Annotated in this window: 23 protein-coding genes and 1 pseudogene; 14 read left to right on the top strand and 10 right to left on the bottom strand. The window is 59.6% G+C overall.

Features of this window, described 5'->3' with window-relative positions; translation table 11 throughout:
• Both ASC74_RS32705 and ASC74_RS32700 read right to left on the bottom strand, forming a co-directional pair.
• Positions 1-1,313 (bottom strand): annotated as a pseudogene (locus ASC74_RS32705) (Ig-like domain-containing protein); the annotation flags it as partial.
• Positions 1,314-1,327: 14 nt separating this feature from the next.
• Positions 1,328-2,707, bottom strand: coding sequence for a retention module-containing protein (locus ASC74_RS32700; protein WP_056742704.1), 1,380 nt, complete (start codon positions 2,705-2,707; stop codon positions 1,328-1,330).
• 592 nt (positions 2,708-3,299) lie between these two features.
• Here ASC74_RS32700 and ASC74_RS17225 point away from each other — a divergent pair.
• Genes ASC74_RS17225 through ASC74_RS17215 form a run of 3 tightly spaced genes read left to right on the top strand, consistent with a single transcriptional unit; the run spans position 3,300 to position 8,225 of the window.
• Positions 3,300-4,658: a TolC family outer membrane protein gene (locus ASC74_RS17225; protein WP_056742702.1), complete on the top strand. Its 1,359-nt coding sequence runs from the start codon at positions 3,300-3,302 to the stop codon at positions 4,656-4,658.
• Between the two features lie 18 nt (positions 4,659-4,676).
• On the top strand, positions 4,677-6,836 hold the full coding sequence (locus ASC74_RS17220; RefSeq protein ID WP_056742700.1) for a type I secretion system permease/ATPase: 2,160 nt from the start codon (positions 4,677-4,679) through the stop codon (positions 6,834-6,836).
• A 9-nt stretch (positions 6,837-6,845) separates the two neighbouring features.
• On the top strand, positions 6,846-8,225 hold the full coding sequence (locus tag ASC74_RS17215) for an HlyD family type I secretion periplasmic adaptor subunit (RefSeq protein WP_056742699.1): 1,380 nt from the start codon (positions 6,846-6,848) through the stop codon (positions 8,223-8,225).
• 139 nt (positions 8,226-8,364) lie between these two features.
• Here the strand turns inward: ASC74_RS17215 and ASC74_RS17210 are convergent, their stop codons facing one another.
• Positions 8,365-8,961: a tRNA-uridine aminocarboxypropyltransferase gene (locus ASC74_RS17210; protein WP_056742698.1), complete on the bottom strand. Its 597-nt coding sequence runs from the start codon at positions 8,959-8,961 to the stop codon at positions 8,365-8,367.
• A 5-nt stretch (positions 8,962-8,966) separates the two neighbouring features.
• Positions 8,967-9,860: a LysR family transcriptional regulator gene (locus tag ASC74_RS17205; RefSeq protein WP_007945995.1), complete on the bottom strand. Its 894-nt coding sequence runs from the start codon at positions 9,858-9,860 to the stop codon at positions 8,967-8,969.
• A 364-nt stretch (positions 9,861-10,224) separates the two neighbouring features.
• Here ASC74_RS17205 and speB point away from each other — a divergent pair, with 364 nt between their 5' ends.
• The 5 genes from speB to ASC74_RS17180 all read left to right on the top strand — a co-directional run bounded on the left by speB (position 10,225) and on the right by ASC74_RS17180 (position 15,540).
• A complete protein-coding gene (gene speB / locus ASC74_RS17200; protein WP_008153224.1) occupies positions 10,225-11,175 on the top strand; it encodes an agmatinase in 951 nt (316 codons plus the stop codon).
• Between the two features lie 9 nt (positions 11,176-11,184).
• Positions 11,185-11,592: a YybH family protein gene (locus ASC74_RS17195; RefSeq protein WP_008153222.1), complete on the top strand. Its 408-nt coding sequence runs from the start codon at positions 11,185-11,187 to the stop codon at positions 11,590-11,592.
• 54 nt (positions 11,593-11,646) lie between these two features.
• Entirely contained in the window at positions 11,647-13,158 is a 1,512-nt protein-coding gene (locus ASC74_RS17190; protein ID WP_056742697.1) for a purine-cytosine permease family protein, read from the top strand.
• Positions 13,159-13,348: 190 nt separating this feature from the next.
• Positions 13,349-14,728 (top strand): sodium:solute symporter, encoded by a 1,380-nt coding sequence (locus tag ASC74_RS17185; protein ID WP_056742695.1) that lies wholly within the window; start codon positions 13,349-13,351, stop codon positions 14,726-14,728.
• An 86-nt stretch (positions 14,729-14,814) separates the two neighbouring features.
• The gene (locus ASC74_RS17180; RefSeq protein ID WP_056742693.1) at positions 14,815-15,540 is read left to right on the top strand and encodes an MBL fold metallo-hydrolase; all 726 of its coding nucleotides are present in this window, start codon (positions 14,815-14,817) and stop codon (positions 15,538-15,540) included.
• 201 nt (positions 15,541-15,741) lie between these two features.
• Here ASC74_RS17180 and ASC74_RS32405 read toward each other — a convergent pair whose 3' ends face one another.
• Together ASC74_RS32405 and ptrR are read right to left on the bottom strand one after the other, a co-directional pair.
• A complete protein-coding gene (locus ASC74_RS32405; RefSeq protein ID WP_007914492.1) occupies positions 15,742-15,870 on the bottom strand; it encodes a PA1414 family protein in 129 nt (42 codons plus the stop codon).
• Positions 15,871-16,009: 139 nt separating this feature from the next.
• Complete coding sequence (gene ptrR / locus ASC74_RS17175) at positions 16,010-16,903, bottom strand: putrescine utilization regulator PtrR (RefSeq protein ID WP_056742691.1); 894 nt, start codon at positions 16,901-16,903, stop codon at positions 16,010-16,012.
• Positions 16,904-17,006: 103 nt separating this feature from the next.
• Between ptrR and ASC74_RS17170 the strand changes: the two genes are divergently transcribed.
• Positions 17,007-18,188 (top strand): MFS transporter, encoded by a 1,182-nt coding sequence (locus tag ASC74_RS17170; RefSeq protein ID WP_056742689.1) that lies wholly within the window; start codon positions 17,007-17,009, stop codon positions 18,186-18,188.
• Here the strand turns inward: ASC74_RS17170 and ASC74_RS17165 are convergent.
• Together ASC74_RS17165 and ASC74_RS17160 are read right to left on the bottom strand one after the other, a co-directional pair.
• The gene (locus ASC74_RS17165) at positions 18,133-19,065 is read right to left on the bottom strand and encodes a DMT family transporter (protein ID WP_056742687.1); all 933 of its coding nucleotides are present in this window, start codon (positions 19,063-19,065) and stop codon (positions 18,133-18,135) included. The genes ASC74_RS17170 and ASC74_RS17165 overlap by 56 nt on opposite strands.
• Before the next feature lie 129 nt (positions 19,066-19,194).
• Complete coding sequence (locus ASC74_RS17160; protein WP_056742685.1) at positions 19,195-20,031, bottom strand: CvfB family protein; 837 nt, start codon at positions 20,029-20,031, stop codon at positions 19,195-19,197.
• 351 nt (positions 20,032-20,382) lie between these two features.
• On the opposite strand from ASC74_RS17160, the gene ASC74_RS17155 reads away from it, so the two are divergent.
• The 3 genes from ASC74_RS17155 (at position 20,383) to ASC74_RS17145 (ending at position 22,459) form a co-directional block, all read left to right on the top strand.
• On the top strand, positions 20,383-20,571 hold the full coding sequence (locus ASC74_RS17155) for a hypothetical protein (RefSeq protein ID WP_017337097.1): 189 nt from the start codon (positions 20,383-20,385) through the stop codon (positions 20,569-20,571).
• Between the two features lie 221 nt (positions 20,572-20,792).
• Entirely contained in the window at positions 20,793-21,509 is a 717-nt protein-coding gene (locus ASC74_RS17150) for a TorF family putative porin (RefSeq protein WP_056742683.1), read from the top strand.
• Positions 21,510-21,589: 80 nt separating this feature from the next.
• Positions 21,590-22,459 (top strand): DUF6279 family lipoprotein, encoded by an 870-nt coding sequence (locus ASC74_RS17145; RefSeq protein ID WP_056742681.1) that lies wholly within the window; start codon positions 21,590-21,592, stop codon positions 22,457-22,459.
• Between the two features lie 125 nt (positions 22,460-22,584).
• Here the strand turns inward: ASC74_RS17145 and ASC74_RS17140 are convergent, their stop codons facing one another.
• A complete protein-coding gene (locus ASC74_RS17140; RefSeq protein WP_056742679.1) occupies positions 22,585-22,977 on the bottom strand; it encodes a hypothetical protein in 393 nt (130 codons plus the stop codon).
• Positions 22,978-23,154: 177 nt separating this feature from the next.
• Here ASC74_RS17140 and ASC74_RS17135 point away from each other — a divergent pair, with 177 nt between their 5' ends.
• Positions 23,155-23,889: a DUF899 domain-containing protein gene (locus tag ASC74_RS17135; RefSeq protein WP_056742677.1), complete on the top strand. Its 735-nt coding sequence runs from the start codon at positions 23,155-23,157 to the stop codon at positions 23,887-23,889.
• A 394-nt stretch (positions 23,890-24,283) separates the two neighbouring features.
• Positions 24,284-24,556, top strand: coding sequence for a hypothetical protein (locus tag ASC74_RS17130; RefSeq protein ID WP_056742675.1), 273 nt, complete (start codon positions 24,284-24,286; stop codon positions 24,554-24,556).
• Between the two features lie 136 nt (positions 24,557-24,692).
• Here the strand turns inward: ASC74_RS17130 and ASC74_RS17125 are convergent, their stop codons facing one another.
• The gene (locus tag ASC74_RS17125) at positions 24,693-25,019 is read right to left on the bottom strand and encodes a hypothetical protein (RefSeq protein WP_201784094.1); all 327 of its coding nucleotides are present in this window, start codon (positions 25,017-25,019) and stop codon (positions 24,693-24,695) included.
• Positions 25,020-25,075: the final 56 nt, after the last annotated feature.

Genomic DNA, 25,075 nt, shown 5'->3' with positions numbered 1-25,075 from the left:
GGCGAATCGAGCAAGTCGATGCAGCCTGAGTAACATCGGGATTGAGCAGGATTTGCCCGTARGTGCCGGTGGCGCTGCCGACCAGGGTGTAGGTGATYGCACCGACCGCGCCGCTGACCGAACCGACCAGCGTGCCACTGGCGGTTTCGCCGGTATTCACCGGCTGACTGCCGGTRACGGYGCCGGGCGCCAGATCCTGGCCGTCCTGGTTCAGGTCGAGGGCTTTTTCGTACACGGTCACGTCGCTGTCGCTGACCGCGCTGATGCMGCTGTTGATCACGTCGATGGTGATGGTGGTGGTGCTTTGGTCGCCGTCGGCATCGCGCACGGTGTAGGTGAACGTGTCGGTCGCGCCAGGGCCGCTCACGGCGTTCGGGTTGCTGTGGTAGACGGCGTTGCCGTTGGCGTCCAGCGTCAGGTAACCGTAGGTGCCATTGATCTGRSTGTTSAGGCCGCCAACGGCCGAGGTCGAGGTGTCTGAACCGGCACGCACGCCGATCACCGCGCCTCCTGCGGCGAGGCCATCGGCACCGCCGACGTCGTTCCACAGCACGTTGCCGCTGACGGTGCCGCCTTCGGCGACCGAAGTCTCGTCGGCATGAGCGGTCGGCAGATCATCGACGATTTTGACCACGATGGTGCTGGTGGTGCTGTTGCCCAGAGACGGCACGCACGCCGATCACCGCGCCTCCTGCGGCGAGGCCATCGGCACCGCCGACGTCGTTCCATAGCACGTTGCCACTGACGGTGCCGCCTTCGGCGACCGAAGTCTCGTCGGCATGAGCRGTCGGCWGRTCATCGACGATTTTGACCACGATGGTGCTGGTGGTGCTGTTGCCCAGAGAGTCGGTGGCTTGGTARGTGAAGCTTTCGCTSAGGGTGTTGGCGCCGTCGTTCGCATGCGGCGTGGTGCTKGSCGSCGAGGTCAGSGTGTAGGTGTAGGWGCCATCGGGATTGAGSAGGATTTGCCCGTAAGTGCCGGTGGCGCTGCCGACCAGGGTGTAGGTGATTGCACCGACCGCGCCGCTGACCGAACCGACCAAGGTTCCATTGGCGGTTTCGCCGGTGTTGCCCGGCAGGCTCCCGGTAACGGTGCCGGGTGCCAGATCCTGACCGTCCTGGTTCAGGTCGAGGGCTTTTTCGTASACGGTCACGTCGYTGTCGCTGACCGCTGTGATGCCGCTGTTGATCACGTCGATGGTGATGGTGGTGGTGCTTTGGTCRCCGTCGGCATCGCGCACGGTGTAGGTGAACGTGTCGGTCGCGCCWGGGCCGCTCACGGCGTTCGGGTTGCTGTGGTAGACGGCGTTGCCGTTGGCGTCCAGCGTCAGGTAACCGTAGGTGCCATTGATCTGGCTGTTAAGGCCGCCAACGGCGCGCTCACGGCGTTCGGGTTGCTGTGGTAGACGGCGTTGCCGTTGGCGTCCAGCGTCAGGTAACCGTAGGTGCCATTGATCTGGCTGTTAAGGCCGCCAACGGCCGGGGTCGAGGTGTCTGAACCGGCACGCACGCCGATCACCGCTCCTCCTGCGGCGAGGCCGTCGGCACCGCCGACGTCGTTCCATAGCACGTTGCCACTGACGGTGCCGCCCTCGGCGACCGAAGTCTCGTCGGCATGAGCAGTCGGCAGGTCATCGACGATGTTGACGTTGATTTGCCCGGTCGCCGAACTGCCGTCCGTATCGGTGGCGACGACGTCGATATTCTCGGTGATGCTGTTGGCGCCGTCACCGGTCGGATGGGTTTCATTGTCGTTGAGGGTGTAGCTGTAACTCACAACTCCCGTGGCCGAGTTGTAGCCGGTGATGGTCAAGGTGTTGCCCAATGGGGTGGTGATCGACTGCGGGAAGCCTGCGGCAACGCCACCGCTGATCACGTTGATCCCACCGATGCTCAGGCTGGTCAGCCCGTCAGGAGCAGACACGCTGAACATGCCGGTCTTGGTCAGTGCCCCAGGGTTGGGGGCCGAACCGTCGGCCAGGTTGGCCTCATTCACGGTCAGTTCGCCCCCTGCTACCGACAGGCCGGTGAGGGTGACCGGATTGTTCGGCACCTCAGGAACAATCGGTGTTACAGGAACAACCGGTGCCACAGGAACAACGCCTGCCCCTCCTGAACCACCCGAACCGCCTGCACCACCTGCACCGCCCGCACCGCCCGCACCGCCTGCACCGCCTGCACCGTTATCGCCGTTGTCCGGGTTTCCGGCCAGCCGCCCCAGGGGAAATTCGGGAATGCCGTTGAAGCCTGCGGTAGGAAAACCAATGGTCGGATCGACCCGCCCGCCCACCTCTTCAAGCATGACAAACGAGTGGCCGCCACCCAGTACACCGGGCGCGCCGGTCGAATCCGGTCCGGCCGCCGTAGCGTCAGCAGTCTGGGTCGGGTCGTCGCCGGCAACGATCGCTTTTTGCAGTTGCTCGACATCGGTCAGTTGCGCCTGAGTCGGCGTCACCGCTTCAGCGGTGTCCACATGGGGCGCCTGATGCGCGAGTAACTGAGGCGTCATCTCCATACTGCTGCCACGCCCGAGGGTCAGTTCCTGGCCATTCTGCAGATGCACTGCCACCGCGCCTTCGGCCCCGGTGGCCAGTTGATCGCCGGCGAATAACCGGTCCCCCTCGACCAGCGCGCGTCGGGTGCCATCGCTCGCAACCGCGAACACCTGACCAATGACCTTACTGACAATACCGATGAGCGTAGCCATGTGCACTTCCTCCGCTGCCAACCGCTGTCGGCATCCTGTTTTTGCGAAGAACGTGCTCCTGGCTCCAACGGGTTGCCTGGCGGAATCGCCTGCTGGCAGCGGTTACCTGAAGTAAGCCGCTGCCCTGGCGCCGTTCTCGCCAAGCGTGCCGCTCGCGGGCGACGTGTCTGCTGCGGGATAAAAACCCTCTGCAATCAATGGCATCGGGATCCACTTGCGCAACAAGTCGCCCTTTGAGCGATGCGTAACGGTTTTGATCCACCGAAGTGACAAAAAACCGTCACCTCAAAACCGTCCGCTTCCCTCCCCTCCAGCACTTCCCCGCCCTATGTCGATATGTGGTTTTGAACTTTCCTCAAGCCCTGTTAAGCGCCCTAACGCTCATAAATCAAGGGCTTTCGGAGTGAACAATGTGCTGGATTTTGCGGAGCGCATAAGTTTTTTTTGGCATAATCCTTATGAAAAATTCTTCTATGGTTTCCCCCAGAATGTTCTTAGCTCTGTTGTTACAAGCATGAAACGGTTTTCACTATAAATGCCGTCAAATATTTGGCGACTAATAAGCACCATTAGGAATCAGGGAGAGGCACCCATGCGCGTATTAACCCCCCTCTGCAGCGCAATTCTGCTGGCCATGGCCTGCACTTCTCAGGCTCAAGCCATGTCATTGACGGAGGCAATCCAGAGCACCATCGCGACCCACCCGGAGCTGGCGTCGCGTGTAGACAGCCGCCTCTCGGCCGATGAGCAAGTGAAAGTCGCCAAGGGAGGCTTTTATCCATCGGTTGATCTGAATGCCGCCTACGGGCGCGGGTACAGCGATAACACCAACACCCGGGCATTAGGCAATCACCACACCGAAATCCTGACCTACACCCAATCGGAATTGCGTCTGCGGCAGATGCTCTTCGATGGTTTCAATACCGCCAACGAAGTCCAGCGCACCAAAGGCGTGGTCAATTCCCGGGCCTATTACGCTCAAGGTACCGCTCAGGATCTGGCCCTGCGCACCATCGAGGTCTACCTCGAAGTGCTCAAGCGCCGCGAACTGGTGACCCTGGCCACGAACAACCTGCAAGCTCACATGCGGGTCAACGATCAGATCGGTCTGCGCACCCAACGAGGTATCGGCAGCACCGCCGACTCCGACCAGTCCGTCGCTCGCCGGGCACTGGCGCAAAACAACCTCGATACCGCTGAAGTCGATCTGGCGGATGCCGAGTCGAACTTCTACGCCGTCGTGGGGCGCCTGCCCGATGAACTCGAAGCCCCGCCCTCGACCCGCGGCGAACTGCCCGCCACCCTGCAGGAAGCCCAGCAAAGCATGGTGGAAAACAACCCGTACCTGAAATCCGCCCAGGCCGATGTGCAATCGGCCGAGAGCCAGTACGAAGTTGCCAAGTCGCCGTTCTACCCTCGCTTCGACGCCGAAGCTGCCGTGGGTGCGAACAACAACGTGCAGGGCGATGAAGGCCACGACAACGAGTGGCGAGTCGGCGTGGTGATGAACTACAACCTGTTCCGCGGTGGCAGCGACAAGGCTCGCCTGGCCTCCGATGCGCACCAGATCAACCAGGCGATGGACATCCGCAACAATGCCCTGCGCCAACTCAACGAGAACATTCACCTGGCCTGGAACGCCATGGTCAATGCCAAGAAACAAACCCCGACCGCCCGCGAATACGCGGATACCAGCCGACGTGTGCGCGTGGCGTATCAGGACCAGTTCGGCCTCGGCCAACGCACCCTGCTCGACCTGCTGGACAGTGAAAACGAGCTCTACAACGCCAACCGCCGCTACACCGAAGTGCGCTACACCGAGGAGTTCTCGATGTACCGCGTGCTGGCGAACATGGGTCAGTTGCTGAGCAAACAACGGGTGGTGTTGCCCGCCGATGCGATCGCCTCCACGGAAGTAAAAAACGAAGCCCGTTTGCCTGAACTGAAGTAGGCCTGTGGAGAGATCAATGTGACCAGCATGGAACCCGGCAACATCGGTGTCGATCCGCGCCTGAGCTTCGATGACCCGCTTCTGGACGGTCTGTTGATCCTCTGCAAACTCCACGGCGCGACGGTCAGTCGCGCCAGCCTGAGTGCCGGGCTGCCCCTGAACAAGCAACGTCTGAGCCTGGACTTGCTGCCTCGCGCAGCGGCCCGGGCCAGTTTGCAGGCGCGATTGCTGCGCCGTGAACTGGCGGATATTTCCGCCCTCAACCTGCCTGTGATGCTGATCCTCAACAACGGCCGTACGGCCGTTCTGCGACGCTTCGGCGATGACGGGCAGTTGCTGATTTTGCCGAGCGAAGCCGACGGCGGTGAACAATGGGTCAGCACGGACGAACTGGCCGAGAATTACAGCGGCCAGGCCTTGTTCGCGCGGCCACGGCATGAACTCGAAGACTTGCGCTCGCCGCTGGTGCCGCGGGTTGAAGCGTGGTTTCGCGACACTTTGAAGCTGTCGAAGTGGCTGTACAGTGATGCGATTCTGGCAAGTTTTCTGATCAACCTGCTGGGGATGATGGTGCCGTTGTTCGTGATGCAGACCTACGACCGGGTGGTGCCGAACCAGGCCACGTCGACGTTGTGGGTGCTGTCCATCGGCTTGCTGATCGGCACCGGTTTCGAACTGGTGCTGCGGGTGGTCCGCGCGCACCTGCTGGACACCGCCGGGAAGAAAACCGACGTGATCCTTTCGGCCACGTTGTTCGAACGCATTACCGGCATGGCGATGAAAGCGCGGCCGGCAACCATTGGTGGTTTTGCCCAAAGCATCCATGACTTCCAGGGCCTGCGGGAATTCCTCACCGCGGTGACGCTGACAAGCCTGATCGACCTGCCCTTTGCCGTGCTGATGCTGGTGGTGATCGGCCTGCTCGGCGGCTGGCTGGTGGTGATTCCGTTGCTGGCGTTTCCGATCACGATCATCTTCGCGATGGTGATCCAGGTGCGCCTGCGCGACACCGTACAGAAAAGCCTGACCCTGGGCGCCGAACGCCAGGCGCTGCTGATCGAAACCCTCGGCGGCCTGGAAACCCTCAAGGCCTGCAGCGCCGAAAGCGAACGCCAGCACAAATGGGAAAGCACCCACGGCGCCCTCACCCGCCTCGACAGCCATGCGCGCAACCTCTCGGCGCTGGCCACCAACGGCACGCTGTTCATCCAGCAATTCTCCGGCATGGCGACCATCGTCGCCGGGGTCTACAGCATCATCGCCGGCAACCTCAGCGTCGGCGCGCTGGTGGCGACCTACATGCTCGGCAGCCGGGTGCTCGCGCCGCTGGGGCAGATTGCCGGTTTGATCACGCGCTATCAGCAAGCGCAACTGACCATGAAAAGTACCGATGCGCTGATGTCCTTGCCGCAGGAACGCGACGCCAAACAACGGCCGCTGGAACGCACGCAACTGCAAGGCGCGATAGACGTCAGCAGTGTGACGTTCCACTACAACGGCCAGAACGCTCCGGCCCTGGCCAACATCAGCTTCAGCGTGAAACCCGGCGAGCGGATCGGCATCATCGGTCGCAGCGGCTCGGGCAAAAGTACGTTGGCGCGGCTGGTGATGGGTTTCTACGCACCGGAAGAAGGCCAGTTGCTGCTCGATGGCCTGGACCTGCGGCAACTGGACGTCGCCGACCTGCGCCAGCAAATCGGTTACGTCGCCCATGACCTGCCGCTGTTAGCCGGCAGCCTGCGCGACAACCTGACCCTCGGCGCACGCTACATCAGCGATTCACGGATGCTCGAAGTCGCCGAACTGACCGGCGTCACCGAGCTGGCGCGTCAGCATCCGCAAGGCTTCGACCGGCCAGTGGGTGAGCGCGGACAACTGCTGTCCGGCGGGCAACGTCAGGCGGTGTTGCTGGCCCGCGCGTTGTTGCTGGATCCGCCGATCATGTTGCTCGACGAACCCACCAGCGCCATGGACAACAGCAGCGAAGACGTTCTGCGGCAAAAACTCCACCGCTGGGTCCAGGGCAAAACCCTGCTGCTGGTGACCCACCGCACCTCGATGCTCAGCCTGGTGGATCGGCTAGTGGTGCTGGACAACGGGCGGATCGTCGCCGACGGTCCGAAGGAAGTGGTCATCGATGCACTGCGCAAGGGCCGTGTCGGCTCTGCGGCTGTCTAGGAGCTAGCCATGGCCCGTTCATCATCCGACGCGTCGCGCTCTAATTCGAAGCCACGCGGCTACTTCGGCAGTTTCAGCAAAAGCGCCGAAAGCGAATTCATGCCCGAAACCGCCGGCGCCTCGTTGCAGGATTCACCACGCTGGTCGCGGATTACCGTGTGGCTGGCGGCTGCGCTGATTATCACCGCGGTGGTCTGGGCCAAGTTTGCGGTGCTGCAGGAAGTGACCATGGGCGAAGGCAAGGCGATTCCGTCGAGCAAGGTTCAAGTGATCCAGAACCTGGAGGGCGGCATCGTCACTGAGATCTTCGTGCGCGAAGGGCAAATGGTGAACAAGGGCGACACCTTGCTGCGCCTCGATGACACTCGATTCCTGTCGAACAAGGGCGAAAGCGAGGCGGATCGTTATGCGCTGATCGCGCAGGTCGAACGGCTGTCGGCCGAAGCGGAAGGCCGGCCATTCAAGCTGTCCCCCGAAGTGATCGCCAAGGCGCCGCAAGTGGCCGAAGACGAGCGCTCGCTGTACGAGCAACGGCAACGTCGACTGGCCAGCGAACAGCGCACCCTGAGTGAGCAACTTCGGCAGAAAACCCAGGAGCTGGCGGAGTTCCGCTCCAAACAGGGCCAATTCAGTTCAAGCCTGGCGCTGCTGCAACAAGAAATGAACATGTCCGCGCCGCTGGTGGGCACCGGGGCGGTTTCGCCGGTGGAAATTTTGCGCCTCAAACGCAGCGCGGTGGAGATTCGCGGCTCATTGAACGCTACTACGCTGGCGATTCCCCGGGCGGAATCGGCGATCAATGAGATCAGAAGCAAGATTGACGAGTCTGAACAATCCTTCCGCTCCGACGCGGCGAAAGAGCTAAATGAAAAACGCACCGACCTGTCGAAAATCACGGCTTCGAGCATTGCTATCGACGACCGAGTGACCCGCACCACGGTGGTGTCGCCGGTGCACGGGATAATCAAAGTGCTGAAGGTCAACACCATCGGCGGCGTGGTCCAGCCGGGCAGCGACATGGTGGAAATCGTGCCCATTGAAGACAACTTGCTGATCGAGGCCAAGGTCCGGCCGCAGGACGTGGCGTTTCTGCACCCGGGGCAGAAAGCCATGGTCAAGTTCAGTGCTTACGACTACACGATTTATGGCGGGTTGAGTGCGAAGCTGGAGTTGATTGGCGCGGACACGATTACGGATGACAAGGGCAACAGCTTCTATCTGATTCAGGTGAGGACGGATAAGAATCACTTGGGCGGGGATGTGAAACCGTTGCTGATTATTCCGGGGATGGTGGCGACGGTGGACATCATTACCGGGGAGAAAAGCGTGCTGGATTACTTGCTCAAACCGGTGCTCAAAGCCCGGACCGAGGCGATGCGCGAACGTTAGTCTCTGGCCGGGATTTTCTGTGATTGTTCTACCGTCTTCGCGAGCAAGCCCGCTCCCACATTTGATCGCATTTCTCCTGAAGGAACTCGGTCGAATGTGGGAGCGGGCTTGCTCGCGAAGAGGCCCTCAATCACAACGACTATTTCGGCCCATGATTACGCTGAAAAACCGCCTCCCCCATCGCCTCAATCTGCCCCTCGATCAACGCTTCGAACGGCCGTAGCAACGGCTCGAAAGTGGTCGGTGCTTCGAGGGTCTGCAACGCCTGGACAATTGCCTCCACCGTCGACAACGCGCCCGGCCCCGGTGCTTTGCGCAATCGATACCTCGACACCCCGCCCTGCGCCAACGTCACCCTCGGCAGCGCCGCCAGCAGCGGGTTGAGGTGCAGCATCTTGCGCGCCTTGCGCCAGGTGCCGTCCGGAACCACCAACAACATCGGTTGATCATTTAGCGTGTAAGCCTGCAACGGCTGCGCATCATCGGCAGGAAACAGCAGCCGCGCCTGATAACCCGGCTGATTCAACAATGCCGGCAAATCCTCGAACTCCTCGCCCACTATCAACTCGGCATTCTTCAACCCCAACGCCGCCAACCGTGCGGTGTTCAGCGCATGGTTCACTTCGCTCGGATGCTGCAACAACAGCACTCGGGTGCGGCTGTCGAGGCTCGGAATCAGCGGGCACAGGCAATGGGTTTGCGGGCGCAGGCAGCGAGGACATTGGATTCTGGACATTATTTTCAAGCCTGATTCAGTTGCGCTTTGAGCAGGTCGCGGAAGGTCTGGATCAACGGCTCGCGGCTGCGGCCACGACGCACGATCATCGAAAACGGCGCCTGATAACCGAAGGTCGCCGGCAGCAGCACTCGCAAATCGCCCTTATCCGCCCAAGCCTGAGCATAGTGCTCCGGCAGGTAGCCGATGTAGGCACCGGACAGCACCAGAATCAGCTGCGCCTCCATACTTTCCACCGTCGCCGCGCTGTGTTTGAAACCGTGACGTGCCAGTTCCGCCTGGCTCCAGTAGCCGCGGCCAACCATGCGTTGCTGAGTGATGACTTGCTCGGGAATGCGCCGCTCGGTGAACAGCGGATGACGGCTGCTGCAATACAACCAGTGTTGCTCGCGGTACAGCGGCATGTAGACCAGACCGCTCATGCGCGTGGAGAACGCGCCGATGGCCAGGTCGAGACGGTTGTCCTGCACGCCGAGTTGCAGTTCGTAGGGGCTCATCACCGAGAGGTGCAAATGCACGGCCGGGTGTTCCTGGCTGTAAGCGCCAATGGCTTCGGCGAAGGGTAAGGCCTTGTCGCTGACAGTCGAGTCGATGACGCCGAGGTTCAAGGTGCCGCGCAGTTCGCCCTTGAGCGCCGCGGCGTATTGTTCGAAGCCTTCGAGTTCGCCGAGCAGACGCAGGGTTTCCTGGTGAAACAGCTCGCCCTTGCTGGTCAGGCTGAAACCACCGCGGCCGCGATGGCAGAGGACCAGGCCGAGGGCGGCTTCGAGCTGGCTCATGTAAGTGCTGATGGCCGAGGTCGAGAGGTTGAGCTCTTGCTGGGCGTTGGCAAACCCCTGATGGCGAACCACGCTGACGAAGATGCGCAACAGTTTCAGGTCGGGTAACGCGTTGGCCATGGGGCTCTCCAGCAAAAACACAGTCAGACATAGAACCCGTAGCAGCTGACGAGCACCGCGAGGCTGCGTTCGGCTGCGAAGCAGTCGTGAAATCAGGCGATGCGGTGTTTCAGAAAACCCTCGCGCTCAGGTTTTACGACTGCTTCGCAGCCGAACGCAGCCTCGCGGTGCTCGGCAGCTGCTACAGGAGCACTGCGAGTCTATCGCTGCCGCGACCATTAGTTTAGAAAAATCTGAACTAAGTATTTGCCCGTAGCGATTCTTCCCGGCCACTACATTTTGCAGAATCGCCCCACAGCGGTGCCTGCGTCTCCCCGACCTGCGCAACCGACATAAATAAAACAACGACGATGAGGCCTTACCCGTGGACAAGATTCTTCACCAACCACTGGGCGGCAATGAAATGCCGCGTTTCGGCGGCATCGCCACCATGATGCGACTTCCCCATGTGCCAACCGCTGCCGGTCTGGATGCTGCCTTCGTTGGCGTCCCACTGGACATCGGCACGTCCCTGCGCCCCGGCACCCGTTTCGGACCTCGCGAAATCCGCGCTGAATCGGTGATGATCCGCCCGTACAACATGGCCACCGGCGCTGCACCGTTCGACTCGCTGTCGGTTGCCGACATCGGTGACGTGGCGATCAACACGTTCAACCTGCTGGACGCGGTACGGATCATCGAAGAGTCCTACCACAAGATCCTCGAACACAATGTGATCCCCCTGACCCTCGGCGGCGACCACACCATCACTCTGCCAATCCTGCGTGCGATTCATAAGAAGCACGGCAAGGTCGGCCTGGTGCACATCGACGCTCACGCGGATGTGAACGACCACATGTTCGGCGAGAAAATCGCCCACGGCACCACCTTCCGTCGCGCTGTTGAAGAAGGCCTTCTGGATCCGGACCGCGTGGTGCAAATCGGTCTGCGCGCTCAGGGCTACACCGCTGACGACTTCAACTGGAGCCGCAACCAGGGCTTCCGCGTGGTTCAGGCCGAAGAGTGCTGGCACAAATCCCTGGCCCCGCTGATGGCCGAAGTTCGCGAGAAAGTCGGCGGCGGTCCGGTGTACCTGAGTTTCGACATCGACGGCATCGATCCAGCGTGGGCGCCAGGTACCGGTACCCCGGAAATCGGTGGTCTGACGACCATTCAGGCGATTGAAATCGTTCGCGGTTGCCAAGGCCTCGACCTGGTCGGCTGCGATCTGGTAGAAGTCTCGCCCGCTTACGACACCACCGGCAACACCTCGCTGCTGGCCGCCAACCTGCTGTACGAAATGCTCTGCGTACTGCCTGGCGTAGTCCACCGCTGAGGATTGGTCGTGAACGAACGTGATCAGGTACTCCAGGCCGCTGCCGATCTGGTAGCCGCCTTTGCCCGTAACGATCGCGAAGCCTACTTCGGTGCGTTCAGCACCGACGCCAGCTTCGTGTTCTACACCCTCGAGCAGCCCCTGCTGTCGCGCGATGCCTATCAGGCGTTGTGGGACACCTGGCGCTCGGAGGATGGCTTCGAGGTGCTTTCGTGCACCTCGAGCAACGCCTTCGTCAGCCTCCAGGGTGACGTGGCGATTTTCATCCATGACGTGGCCACCGAGCTGCGCATGCAAGGGGAGCAACACTTCAGCCAGGAGCGCGAGACGATTGTGTTTCGCCGACAACAACAAGGCCTATGGCTGGCCTGCCACGAACATTTGTCCGCGATGCCGGAAGGGCTGCCAACCCCTTAGCCAAACAGGTGACGCTCACACACGATGAGCGCGCCTTTATGATCGGAGCTGATCATGAATAACAACAACAAAGACCAAAGCCTTACGCACATTGAAACCTACGGGGTCGAACAGATCCCGGACAGTGAACGCACCGCAGGCCCGACGGATTTGTTCCGGATGATCTTTGGTGGTTCCAACACTTTTGCTACCGCCGTACTCGGCAGTTTCCCGGTACTGTTCGGCCTGTCTTTTCAGGCGGGCGTCTGGGCGATTGTGCTGGGTGTATTGCTGGGCTCGCTGATCCTTGCGCCAATGGGCCTGTTCGGCCCGATTAATGGCACTAACAACGCCGTGTCTTCCGGTGCGCACTTCGGCGTGCACGGGCGGATCGTCGGTTCGTTTCTGTCGCTGTTGACCGCCATCGCCTTCTTCTCGCTCTCGGTGTGGAGTTCGGGTGATGCGCTGATCGGTGGCGCCAAACGTCTGATCGGTCTTCCGGAAACCGACCTGACCCTGGGCCTGGCCTACGGTCTGTTCGCGATCCTGGTACTGACCGTGTGCATCTACGGTTTCCGCTTCCTGCTGTGGGTCAACAAGATCGCGGTATGGAGCGCTAGCCTGCTGTTCCTGCTGGGCATCTTCGCCTTCATCGGTCCGTTCGATGTGAACTACGCCGGCACCGTCAGCATGGGCCAACCGGGTTTCTGGGCGGCCTTCATCGGCGCTGCGCTGGTGGCGATGAGCAACCCGATTTCCTTCGGCGCGTTCCTCGGTGACTGGTCGCGTTACATCCCGCGTGACACCTCCAAGCGCCGTATCATGGCCGCCGTGGTGATCTCGCAGATCGCCACCTTCATCCCGTTCCTGTTCGGCCTCGCCACCGCCACCATCGTAGCGATCAAGGCGCCGGACTACATCGCCGCCAACAACTACGTCGGCGGGTTGCTGGCGGTCTCGCCGAGCTGGTTCTTCCTGCCGGTGTGCCTGATTGCGGTGATCGGCGGCATGTCCACCGGCACCACCTCGCTCTATGGCACCGGGCTGGACATGTCCAGCGTGTTCCCTCGTGTGCTGTCGCGGGTCAAGGCCACATTGCTGATCGGTGTGATGTCGATTGCCTTCATCTTCATCGGGCGATTCGCAGCGAACCTGGTGCAGAGCGTGTCGACCTTCGCCGTATTGATCATCACCTGCACCACCCCGTGGATGGTGATCATGATCATCGGTCTGCTGGTGCGCCGCGGCTTCTACTGCCCGGATGACCTGCAAGTGTTCACCCGCGGCGAGAAAGGTGGTCGTTACTGGTTCACGCACGGCTGGAACTGGCGTGGGCTGGGTGCCTGGATCCCGAGTGCTGCGGTGGGCTTGTGCTTTGTGAACCTGCCGGGGCAGTTCGTGGGTCCGCTCGGTGAACTGGCCGGCGGCATCGACATCAGCTTGCCGGTCACCCTCGGCCTGGCGTCGCTGGTGTACCTGGCGCTGCTGAGCCTGTTCCCGGAATCGGCCGCGGTGTTCGGTCCGAACGATTCACGCAGCAAGGGCACGGATTCGCTCGCTAAACCGGCGATGCGACAAGTCGCCTGATTAAACGCACTACCTGTGGTCAACGCATTACCTGTGGGAGCGTGGCTTGCCCGCGATGAACGATGACGCGGTCTGCCTGACAGACCGCGGCGCCCCCATCGCGGGCAAGCCACGCTCCCACAGGGATTGATGTTCCCACAGGGATTGATTTCAGCCTCACCATAAAAAAGACAATCGGAGACACGCCATCATGGCATTGGATTTATTCGTCGTACTCATCTACGCCGCCGCGATGCTGATACTCGGCTACTACGGCATGCGCAAGGCCAAGACCAACGAAGACTTTTTAGTCGCCGGTCGTAACCTCGGTCCTACCCTGTACATGGGCACCATGGCCGCTACCGTTCTGGGCGGCGCCTCTACCGTCGGCACCGTGCGCCTGGGCTACGTCCATGGCATCTCCGGTTTCTGGCTCTGTGCGGCCCTCGGTTGCGGGATCGTGGCGCTGAACCTGTTCCTCGCCAAACCGCTGCTGAAACTGAAAATCTACACCGTTACCCAGGTGCTGGAAAAACGCTACAACCCAATGGCCCGCTCTGCGAGCGCGGTGATCATGCTGGCGTATGCGCTGATGATCGGCGTGGTCTCGATCCTGGCCATTGGCACCGTGCTGCAAGTGCTGTTCGACCTGCCGTTCTGGCTGTCGGTATTGGTCGGTGGTGGCGTGGTGGTGATTTATTCAGCGATCGGCGGCATGTGGTCCCTGACCCTGACCGACATCGTCCAGTTCGTCATCAAGACCGTGGGCCTGATGTTCATCCTGTTGCCAATCTGCCTGTACCGCGTCGGTGGTTGGGATGAGTTGGTGTTGAAACTGCCGGCAACCGCCTTCAGCTTCACCACGATTGGTTGGGACACCATCATCACCTACTTCATGATCTACTTCTTCGGGATCCTGATCGGCCAAGACATCTGGCAGCGTGTGTTCACCGTCAAGAGCGCCAAAGTGGCTCAGGTCGCCGGTACATTCGCAGGCTTCTACTGCATCCTTTACGGACTGGCCTGCGCCCTGATCGGCATGGCCGCTCATGTGCTGATCCCGGACCTGGACAACGTCAACAACGCCTTCGCCGCCATCGTCAAACTGTCCCTGCCGGACGGTATCCGTGGCCTGGTGATTGCGGCTGCCCTGGCGGCCATGATGTCCACCGCCAGCGCCGGCCTGCTCGCCGCCGCCACCACCCTGACCGAAGACCTGCTGCCGAAACTGCGCGGGGGCAAACAGTCGACGCTGGGCATCAACCGCCTGTTCACCCTGTTGACCGGCATCGTGGTACTCGGCATCGCTCTGGTCGTGAATGACGTGATCAGCGCCCTGACCCTGGCGTACAACCTGCTGGTGGGCGGCATGCTGATCCCGCTGATCGGTGCGATTTTCTGGAAACGCGCAAACACCGCCGGCGCTATCGCCAGCATGGGCATGGGCTTCGCCACAGCGTTGGTGTTCATGTTCAAAGACGGTCTGGATGCCAACACCCCGATCTACTACAGCCTCGGCGTGGGTCTGGTGAGTTTCGTGGTGGTCAGCTTGCTGTCCCCTCGCCCTGCAGTGGTGGCCAGCGCCGCCTAAGCTGAACATAACGACTTGATGCTTTCTTCGACGGGTGTGGCGTCGGTTGCCACACTCGTTTTTTTTCGCCTGGAGAAAAACCTTTGATGAAGATTGTTTCTCGCGATCAGTGGTTCGAAGTGAAACAGCTCAGTGACGGCATTCGCCTGATTCACGAGCCTTACATCCGCCCCTTCTATCGCTGCAACCTCTGGCACATTCAGGGTCGCGACAAGGACTTGCTGCTCGACAGCGGTTCCGGGCTGGTCAGCCTGCGCGAGCAACTGCCGTGGATCACCGAACGGCCGCTTGTAGCCGTGGCCAGTCATTGCCATTTCGACCACATCGCCGGGCATCACGAATTCCCCGAACGGCTGGTGCACCCGGCCGAAGCGCAGATCCTCGCGTCACCGGACGGCGAAAACACACTGAGCACGGCGTTTGTCGGCGACGAGATGTTCGAGGCGCATCCCGACTGCCCGTTGTGCTACGCCGAATACCGGGTCAAAGCTGCACCAGCCACCGGCCTGATCGAAGAAGGCGACGTGCTGGACCTGGGTAACCGCACGCTGCAAGTGCTGCATACGCCCGGGCATTCACCGGGCGGCATCAGCCTGTACGAAGCCGCGACCGAGACCCTGTTCAGCGGCGACATCATCTACGACGGGCCGCTGATCGAAGACGCCTACCACTCCAACCTCGACGACTACGCCCGCAGCCTGCAGCGTTTGCGCGAGTTGCCGATCCGCACGGTGCACGGCGGGCATTTCGGGAGTTTTTCCGGGGAACATTTGCACACGATGATTGACGAGTGGCAGCGCTTGCACGCCTGAAGCCTGCTGGAGAGTCAGGACGGCGAATGACTTGAGCCGGTTTTTAATGGCGATCGGGCGGCATTGACCTGTAGACCGCCAAGATCGTCCGAACGCGGCCCGAGCCTTCGGCAGCTCCTACAGGTATATGGACAATCGCAGCATTCGCACTGCTCCCTGTAGGAGCTGCCGAAGGCTGCGATCTTTGAGGCCTTGACGCGTTTACCGGCGGCGCTGCTGGCGTCGGCGTTGTTCGTCGTCAGTGCGAATAGGCACAGGTTGCAGAGGCGGTTCGATCAAACCGAGCGCAACACCCAGGTCGTGCAGCCAGTTTTGGATTTTCTCTTTCATGGTGCCCCCTTCAGGGTAGTGCCGAGTGGCCAAAATTCTGTAGCCACTTCGCACTGATAATAGTCCGAAGTCCTACGCAATGCTCGCCCAAAGTCGCAATGATCTGTTACTGAATTGATCAAAATACCTGACCGATAGTTCAAGCCATCGCCCGAGCCTGACTCGGCGCCGACGGATAGACCAATTGTTGCTGCTCAAGCCAGGCGTTCAAGTTCGCCCCGACCATGCCTTTACGCCACATCAGCCACGTGGTGGCACTGGCAAATGGCTCAGCCAACGGATGCACCGCCACGCTTTCGCGGCCCGGCAGGCTGGCGAGCATCGACTCCGACATCAGTGCCACGCCTGAGCCGGCGATCACGCAAGCGAGCATCCCCGGATAAGACTCGATTTCCATCGCCCGGCCCATGGCCGCGTGGTAATGGGAGAACCAGGCTTCCAGGCGCATCCGGTAGGAACAACCCTGCCGAAACGTGAACACCGAGCGCCCTTCCACATCCAGCGCGCTGAGGATCGGCGGGTGATCAGCCTCGCTGATCAGCACCAGCCGTTCATCGCACAACGGCACGCCGTCGAGCCCGGCCAGCTCCAGCGGACCGTCCACCAGCGCCGCATCGAGACGCCCGGTGAGCAAACCTTCAAGCAATTCGCCGCTTGGCCCGGACTGCACTTGCAGGTTCACCGCCGGGTAAGTGCGGTGATAACGCGCCAACAACCCCGGCAGATGAATCGCCGCCGTGCTGTACATGGTGCCGAGTACGAAGTCCCCGGCCGGTTGCCCGCCCTGCACCGCCGCTTGAGCTTCGTCGCGCAGATTGAACAACTTGGCGGTGTAGTCCAGCAGGACTTTTCCCGCAGGCGACAACTGCAAACGCTGACGTTCACGCACGAACAGTTCTACACCGAGTTGCTCTTCCAGCTGTTTAAGCCGGGTCGACAGGTTCGATGGCACCCGGTGCAGGCGTTCGGCAGCGCGGGTGATGGAACCCTCCTCCGCTACTGCCTGGAAAATCCGCAATTGGCTGAATTCCACACCTTTCTCCAAATCAGAACAAGTTACTCACTATTATTCATTTTAAAAGAAAGTCAATCAGTCCTAGCCTGACGGTCATTGATCCTCTGCTGGAACTCAGACCATGTCCCCTCTGATTCGCTTACTCGCCAGTTTCATCGCCCTGATGATGGCCATGGGCATCGGGCGTTTCGCCCTCACGCCTCAGTTGCCGCACCTGCTCAGCGAAGGTCAGATCGACCTGACCGCCGCCGGTCTGATTGCCGCAGCCAACTACCTTGGTTACTTCGTTGGCGCAGTGGACGCGATGTTCTCTCGCCGCCCCGAGCAAGTCCGCCGGCGTTTGCTGGGCGGTTTGTGGCTCTGTGTCTTGCTGACGTTGGCCTCGTTCTGGGCCAACGGGTTTTGGTCCCATCTGGTGCTGCGGTTCGGCACCGGCGTGGCCAGCGCCTGGGTGCTGGTGATGATCACTGCGTTGAGCCAGCCGTTGGCTGCGGCGGCCGGTCGCCCACGGCTTGGCGCCCTGGTATTTGCCGGACCGGGTCTGGGGATTTTTCTGACGGGCTTGTTGGCCTTGGGATCGAACCTGCTGGGGCAGACTTCTGCAGCCTTGTGGCTGGTGTATGCCGGTGTCGGGCTGGCGATGCTGCTGGGGATTCTGCCGTTCCTGCCGCAGCCGGCCACGACCGTGGCTGCCGCTCCCAGCGTCGCTGGCTCGGGTAATCGTGGCATCGGCCGTTTAGGCGTGGTCTATGGTCTGTACGGTTTGGGCTACATCATTCCGGCCACTTTCCTCTCGCAAATGGCCAACGCGCAGTTCCATGGCCAATGGCAGGCCGATCTGTTCTGGCCTTGCTTCGGTCTTGCTTCGGCCATCGGGGTGGTGCTGGTGAGTCTGCGTCGACAACACCCGCAGGGCACTCGCTATTGGCTGATGGCGACGTTGTGGCTGCAAGCCGCTGGGGTCTTCGCTTGCTTGTTGGGCAGCGGCCCAGGCCTGGCCTTGGGCGTGATCCTCTGCGGCACGCCGTTCCTGGCCTGCATGCAATTGGTGATGCAACGTTCCCGGGAACTGGCGCCCCACGCCACCCAGCGCAACGCAGGGCTGCTGACGGCGTGCTTTGCGGTGGGCCAGCTCAGCGGACCGTTGCTGGCGGCGTTGAGCAGCCACTTCAGTGGTGGTTTGCAGCCAGCACTGGTGTTCGCTGGCTGTGGTTTGCTGGTGGCTGGCGGTTTGCTGCTAAGCCCGGTCACTGCTGCCCAAGGGCTTTGCGCAAGCGACGGCGCACCCACTGCTCAGCGCTGACAAACGTGATACCCAACAACACCAGCACCGCGCCGACAACGAAGTTGAAGCTCAGCTCTTCGCCCAGCAGCACCACGCCGAACGTGACGCCGAACAGCGGCGTCATGAACGAAAACACCGCCAGGTTCGCCGCCAGATAACGGCGCAACAGCCAGAACCAGGTCAGGTAACTGAAGAACGACACCACCAATCCCTGGAACAACACACTGGCCACCGCCACGGTGGTCAGGCTGACGTGGGTGACTTGGCCGCTGAGGATTGCGATCAGCAACAGCCCCACGAAACCGACAATCAATTGATAAAACAGCGTCAGCGTCACCGGTGCTTCCGACAGGCGCGAAGCGCGCACCACCACCGTGGTTGCCCCCCATGACGCGCCAGCCAGCACGCCCAGCGCATCGCCCATCAACATGCGGTGATCGAGGTTGTCCCACGACACTCCGCCGGCAAAGGCGATAGCGATCCCGACGAAGGCGAGGAATATCCCCAGCCACTGGACCGGTCTTAAACGCTCGCTCGGCAACAGCCAATGAACGCCCAATGCGGTGAAGATTGGCGCGGTGTAAAGGAACACCGACATGTGCGCGGCCGTGGTCAGTTGCAAGCCTTCGGAAATGAAGAAGAACTCCAGGCCAAAAAGCGCGCCAGCCAGTAGTCCACCGCGCCAGGTGTTGCCCACTTGATCCCAGCCGCCTTTCCAGCAGATCAACAGTCCTACGAGCAACGCGGAAATACCCGAACGCCCGGCGGCTTGCATGACCGGCGCGATGTCTGGCGCCGCCCACTTGATCATCACCTGCTGAACACCCCAGATCAGGCACAACCCAATCATCACTTGCAGGGCAAACCCATCGGCACTGCGCCGGGTGGCGCTCACCGGAACACCTCGACAACACAAAACATGGCAGTCACTCGACAGTAAAAAGCAAAGCCCCGACACAGGGCCGGGACTTTTTCATCACAGTCCAACCCTATGCAATCGCGTCACATGAGGGCGGGCGCGAGGTCAGCTCAGTTCAATGCGATCGGCGTGAATAACGATCTGGCCGTTCTTGTACAACGCACCGATGGCCTTTTTGAAGTTGCCCTTGCTCACGCCAAACATACTGCTGATCACCGTCGGGTCGCTCTTGTCGCTGACCGGCAGGCTGCCATTGTTGTCGCGCAACTTGGCGAGAATCTTCGAGTTCAGGCTGGTGGCGGCTTCTTCGCCGATCGGTTGCAGGCTCAGGCTGATCTTGCCGTCGGCACGGACTTCTTTGATAAAGCCCTTCTCTTCTTTACCGGCGCGCATGAACTTGAAGATTTCGTTCTTGTGAATCAGACCCCAGTGCTTGTTGTTGATGATCGCCTTGAAGCCCATATCGGTGGCTTCGGCAACCAGCAAATCAACTTCCTGGCCAGGGGTGTAGTTGGCCGGGGTCTTGTCGAGGTAGCGGTCCAGACGCGCCGTCGCGGTGATGCGGCGGGTGTGCTTGTCGAGGTAGACGTGTACCACGACATACTCGCCGGCGGTCATCTGACGCTTTTCTTCGGAGTACGGCAGCAACAGATCCTTCGGCAAGCCCCAATCCAGGAAAACACCGATGCTGTTGACTTCAACGACTTTTAAACTGGCGAATTCACCGACTTGAACTTTCGGCTTTTCGGTAGTTGCGATGAGTTTGTCATCGCTGTCCAGATAAATAAAAACGTTGAGCCAGTCTTCATCTTCGCTGGGAATATCTTTGGGAATATAACGATTAGGCAGGAGGATTTCGCCATCCGCACCACCGTCCAGATATAAACCGAAGTTAGTGTGTTTAACCACTTGCAAACTGTTGTAGCGCCCGACTAAAGCCATTTCCAATACCCTCATTGCGTGGGCGGCATTCTACCCGGTTTTGCGGGCCGCGTTCGCTGGCCAGCCCGGTGGCGCAAGAAAATCCTCTGAAGGGCTTAATTTTCCTGGGCTTTACCGCACGCGCCAGGCCGCTCGTCAGGCCGTTCTGGCGATTCTCTCACCTGTCCGCCAGGCGGAAAACTGTAATTTTTCACGACCGTTCTTAGTTAAAACAGCAGCTTAGAGGCCTATTCAGAATAATAACTTGTGATTAATTCTTCATCTGCCCCGTGTATTTCGGGGGGATATTTACCAAGCAATTGTCAAGTATTTCCTGTACGATGCCTGGCCAAGTTAATTTTCTATAGGTTAATGGCCGCCATGCGTGTAAAAGCATCCAACAGCAAAGCAAAGCCAGCTCCAGCCGTTGAAACCAGCGAATCGATCAACAACCAGATTGCTGCGTTCCTCAAGTCCGGCGGAGAGATCCAGCAAATTGCCAAAGGCGTCAGCGGCCAGACGTTCGGCCCGTCCAAGCAGATCACCCTGGGCAAGAAGTAACTCTTCCCCAAGATCCGCCGCGTCACCTGGTCCCTAAGCGCTTTGAGCTTCGAAGCGCTTGGACTGGAACCCTCCTCGCAACACCCCCGCAAACACACCAATATTTCAAAAATCGACGAACGGCCCTCGATGCCGAGCATTCGCCGGTATGCTTGCACACGTCTAGATCAAGCGTTTCAGTAGGTTTTTAGTGCCTGCACCTCGCTGTCATGGAGTGACGCATGCTCAAACCCTCCTATTTATTGCTCGGCACCCTGCTGTCGTGTTCGGTCGCCAATGCGCAAATCTTTCAGCGTGAACTGGGCGACTTCGATCTCAAACTCGGCACTACCCCCAGCCGCAGCATGGCCCAGGGGCTGGTCAAACCTTCCAGCACCGGCTCGTTCCACGGTGGTCTCGACCTGAGTCACGACAGCGGTTTTTACGTGGGCCAATGGGCACCGAGCATGGGTTTAACGCCTGGGGCCAACCTTGAAGTCGACTCCTATATGGGCTTTAAACAGCCTTTCGATAACACCCTCGGGTACGAAGTCGGCATGATCCGTTACAGCTACCCGAAAGTGGACACCCTCGACAGCCAGGAGCTTTTCGGTGGCCTGACCTTTCTGGGCAGCCGTTTCGGCGCAGCCTTCAGCAACGACCCGGACAAACAGAACAGCACCGTGTTCGCCGACCTCGGCGGCAATCAGCCGTTTGGCATCGGGATCAGCATGAAATACACCACCCACCAGCTCAATACGCCGGTGTCCGTCGACGGTGGATACGTAGGCAATTTCACCGACTGGTCAGTGAAACTTTCCCGCCCGTTCATGGGCGTCGATCTGGACCTGATCTACAGTGATTCCAGTTTGAGCGGCAACAGTTGCTCCGCCTATTCCGGGCACAACAGCCAATGCGATGGGCTGGTCACCCTCAAGGCCGAACGCGCCTTTTATTGATCGGCTGAACTGCGAGGCTCATCCTGCGTTCACATAAAGAAGCCCATTAAAAAAGCCAGGCCTTCGCAAAGGATTCGCCCATGTCGCGCTGGTTGAAGTGTCTCGCCGTCGTTATCACCCTCAGTCTCGCCCTCGGTGCGTGCAGCCGCGTGGGCCTGGCCTACCGCAACCTCGACGTGATCATTCCGTGGACGCTCAGCGACTACCTGGACATGAACGGCGAGCAGAAAGGCTGGCTCAATGAGCGCCTCAAGGAACACCTGAGCTGGCACTGCACCACGCAACTGCCGGGCTACCTCGACTGGCTGGATCGCTTGCAGGTCATGGTCGAGACCAACCAGGTCACCGACGCTGCGTTGCAAACCCGCGTCCAGGAAGCCAAGCAGGCCATCGCCCAGACCGCACGGGAAATTACCCCGTCAGCCATTGAGCTGTTGCAAGGGCTGAATGACCAGCAAGTTGCGGAAATGAACGAGGCCTTCGCCAAGGACCAGCGCAAACGCCAGGCGCAATACGTCAAACCGTCTCTCGATCAACAGATCAAGGCGCGCAGCCAGCGTATGGAAAAACGCCTGAATGACTGGCTCGGCCCGCTCAGCGCAACCCAGCAGCTACGCGTTGTCGCGTGGTCCAACGCCTTGGGGGACCAGAATACGCAATGGATCGCCAATCGCGTCCATTGGCAGAAGCAGTTCAGTGCGGCGGTTGCGCAGCGCCAGAGTCCAGAATTCCCACAGCGCATCGAGACGCTTCTGGTCAATCGCGAGAGTTTGTGGACGCCCGCCTATCGCCAGGCCTACGCCAGCACCGAAGCCCAGGCACGGGCGTTATTTGTGGACTTGATGGCCGAAAGCACGCCGGAACAGCGCCAGCGATTGCTGAAGAAGATCGAGGGAGTGAGGAAGGATTTCAGTGATTTGAAGTGCCTGAAGGCAGCAAAACAGAGCTAAGCACAACACAAATCCAATGTGGGAGCGAGCCTGCTCGCGATTGCGGTGTATCAGTAAACAATGATGTTACTGGTGTACCGCAATCGCGAGCAGGCTCACTCCCACAATGGGTTATGGGGTGATCGTCAGGCAATCTGTGCCCTCGATGCGATCTCATCAAACCTTACCTCATCCAACGCATCTTCCTGCTCATCCAACACCTGCCGCGGATGGTCATTGCCCGGAATACTGCTGTCGATCAAGCTCAATAAACTCGAGCCCCGAGGCGTCAAAATATAGTTCTCGCCATTGCCACCCTGATCTTCTGGCCGAGGCTCGATATAGCCCCGAATCAACAGTAACTTTTCGTACTCGCCAGCTACCGCTTTCAGGTGATCCAGGTTCTCAAACGGCTCACCTTTCGACGCTTTCTCCGCCGCATACTGCTCGGCGTAGGGCCGTGGGGTGAAAATGTGGCCAGCGCCGTTCTGCACCTCATGCAGCAAGCGTTCAATCAAATCCCAGTTATAAGTCGTCATCCTGATTCAACCTCCGGTGCCCGCGAGTGAGATGGCCTTCATAGATTGTGACCGGCGCGGTTCGTAGCCGTTCAGCTGAGGTTTTGAACAGCACCGACCGGCGGTATGTCGAATTGGGCGTAGGTCGAACGACTAGGTTGTGTAAGTCACCTCCCAGCACCTCGCAGGAGAAACCCAATGAACATTCAGAATCATCCCGTCGTCTCCCGAGAAGAATGGCTCGCCGCCCGCAAGCAACACCTGGCCCACGAAAAAGCCTTCACCAAAGAACGAGACAAACTCAGCGCCGAACGCCGCGCCCTGCCCTGGGTGAAAATCGACAAGGACTACCGCTTTCAGGGCCCGAACGGCGAACTGAAATTGGCTGACCTGTTCGGTGGCCGTAGCCAGTTGGTCATCTACCACTTCATGTTTGGCAAAGGCTGGGACGAAGGCTGTTCCGGCTGCTCGTTCCTGTCCGATCACATCGACGGTGCCAACCAACACCTGGCCCATCATGACGTCGCAGTGGTGGCGGTTTCCCACGCACCGTACGCCGAATTCCAGACCTTCAAACGACGCATGGGCTGGAAATTCGATTGGGTGTCGTCCGAAGGTTGCGACTTCAACTATGACTTTGGTGTTTCGGCCCGAGCAGAAGACGTCACCGCCGGTAAAGCCACCTACAACTACGAAAAATCCGACGGCGCGGAAGAAGAACTCCCCGGCCTCAGCGTGTTTTATCGCAATGAAGCTGGAGAGATTTTCCACACCTATTCCACTTATGCCCGAGGCCTGGATATGTTGGTCGGGGCTTACAACTACCTCGACCTGACGCCCAAGGGGCGTAATGAAGAGGAGATCATGGAGTGGGTGAGGTATCACGACCGGTATGAGGACAAGGCGCCGGCCAGTTGCTGTCATGGGGGCTAGACCTTAAAACCAAGTCGCTTCCAATCGCGAGCAGGCTCGCTCCCACACTTGGATTGTGTCGGAAACACTATCTCCAAACATCGCCAATCTACTGTGGGAGCGAGCTTGCTCGCGATGACTGACAAACATTCAACACTGATATCGACTGATACACCGCTATCGTCGGATCGCCGCCCGGAGCAAGCTCCCACACAGGTGTCGGCAGTGCTCAGTCATCAGCAATTTGCCAGGCGACTGTCCGACCGCACTAGGACATTTCCCCTACATCAAGTTCAGAACTGAGGCTCTGTACCGCTGGGCGGCTGATCCTTATAGTCAAACCGTCGTCCAAAAGACGACCGGGTTTGACGACCTGATCATAGAGAGTCCTTTTTAATTACGAGAGACTCCACCTATGGATAGGTACATACCCCTCACCGGAATCGACCTGATCCCAGCGTCTCTGCTTATTGATACCCAAGCGCCACTCGACGTCCTGCACGCGATGGCGAATTACCGCATTCGCACCGTCACCCAAGTTCTGGAAAACATCGCCTTTCGTGCCGAGATTGGTTGCGACACGGGCGTGCTGTCCGACTTCTCAAAATTGCTGGCCATACCGTTGCGTGACGGTTGTGATTTGATGGATGTGATTGGTCGGCGGTTGCGGGCGCAGGCTGCGGAGTGAATGAAAGGGTGTCTAGTCCTGAAATACACCTGTTTCACCCCAACGCCCGATGCATTGTATTGGGCGCTTTGTATTTCAAATACAGACGCAGAGGTTTGATCTTGACGTAGGACCGGCTAATGGGTTTCCCCGTTTTTCAAACAATCTCGTCATATCCATAATTGATCTTCAGCTTGTTACGCAGAACATCGAAATTTATTTCACACTTCGTCCAAACAGTCTTTCCACTTAAAAGCGATCTATTTCTTAACTTAACCAAAAGCTCGGTCAAATCGCCTACCGCACGAGCGGACGGCCTGAACCATTCTGTCTTGTCGCTACTATCGACATAATCGAACTCGTACTTACAGGCATCACCTTGTGGATACAACTCGATTCTTACGACAATTACATTGGCGCTTTCCGGGCCTGTGTCAACCAACATTTGCCCGATTTCTTGCAACAAATCCTGCTCCCGTGCCATCAAACATCTCCCGGGGTGTTATTGAGCATAAAGAGCACAAAGGGGACACCCATTAA

Source organism: Pseudomonas sp. Root329, from assembly GCF_001424925.1.
Taxonomy (GTDB): domain Bacteria; phylum Pseudomonadota; class Gammaproteobacteria; order Pseudomonadales; family Pseudomonadaceae; genus Aquipseudomonas; species Aquipseudomonas arabinosi.
The sequence above is the reverse complement of the archived record's forward strand: the minus strand, read 5'-3'. Positions and strand labels throughout refer to the sequence as shown.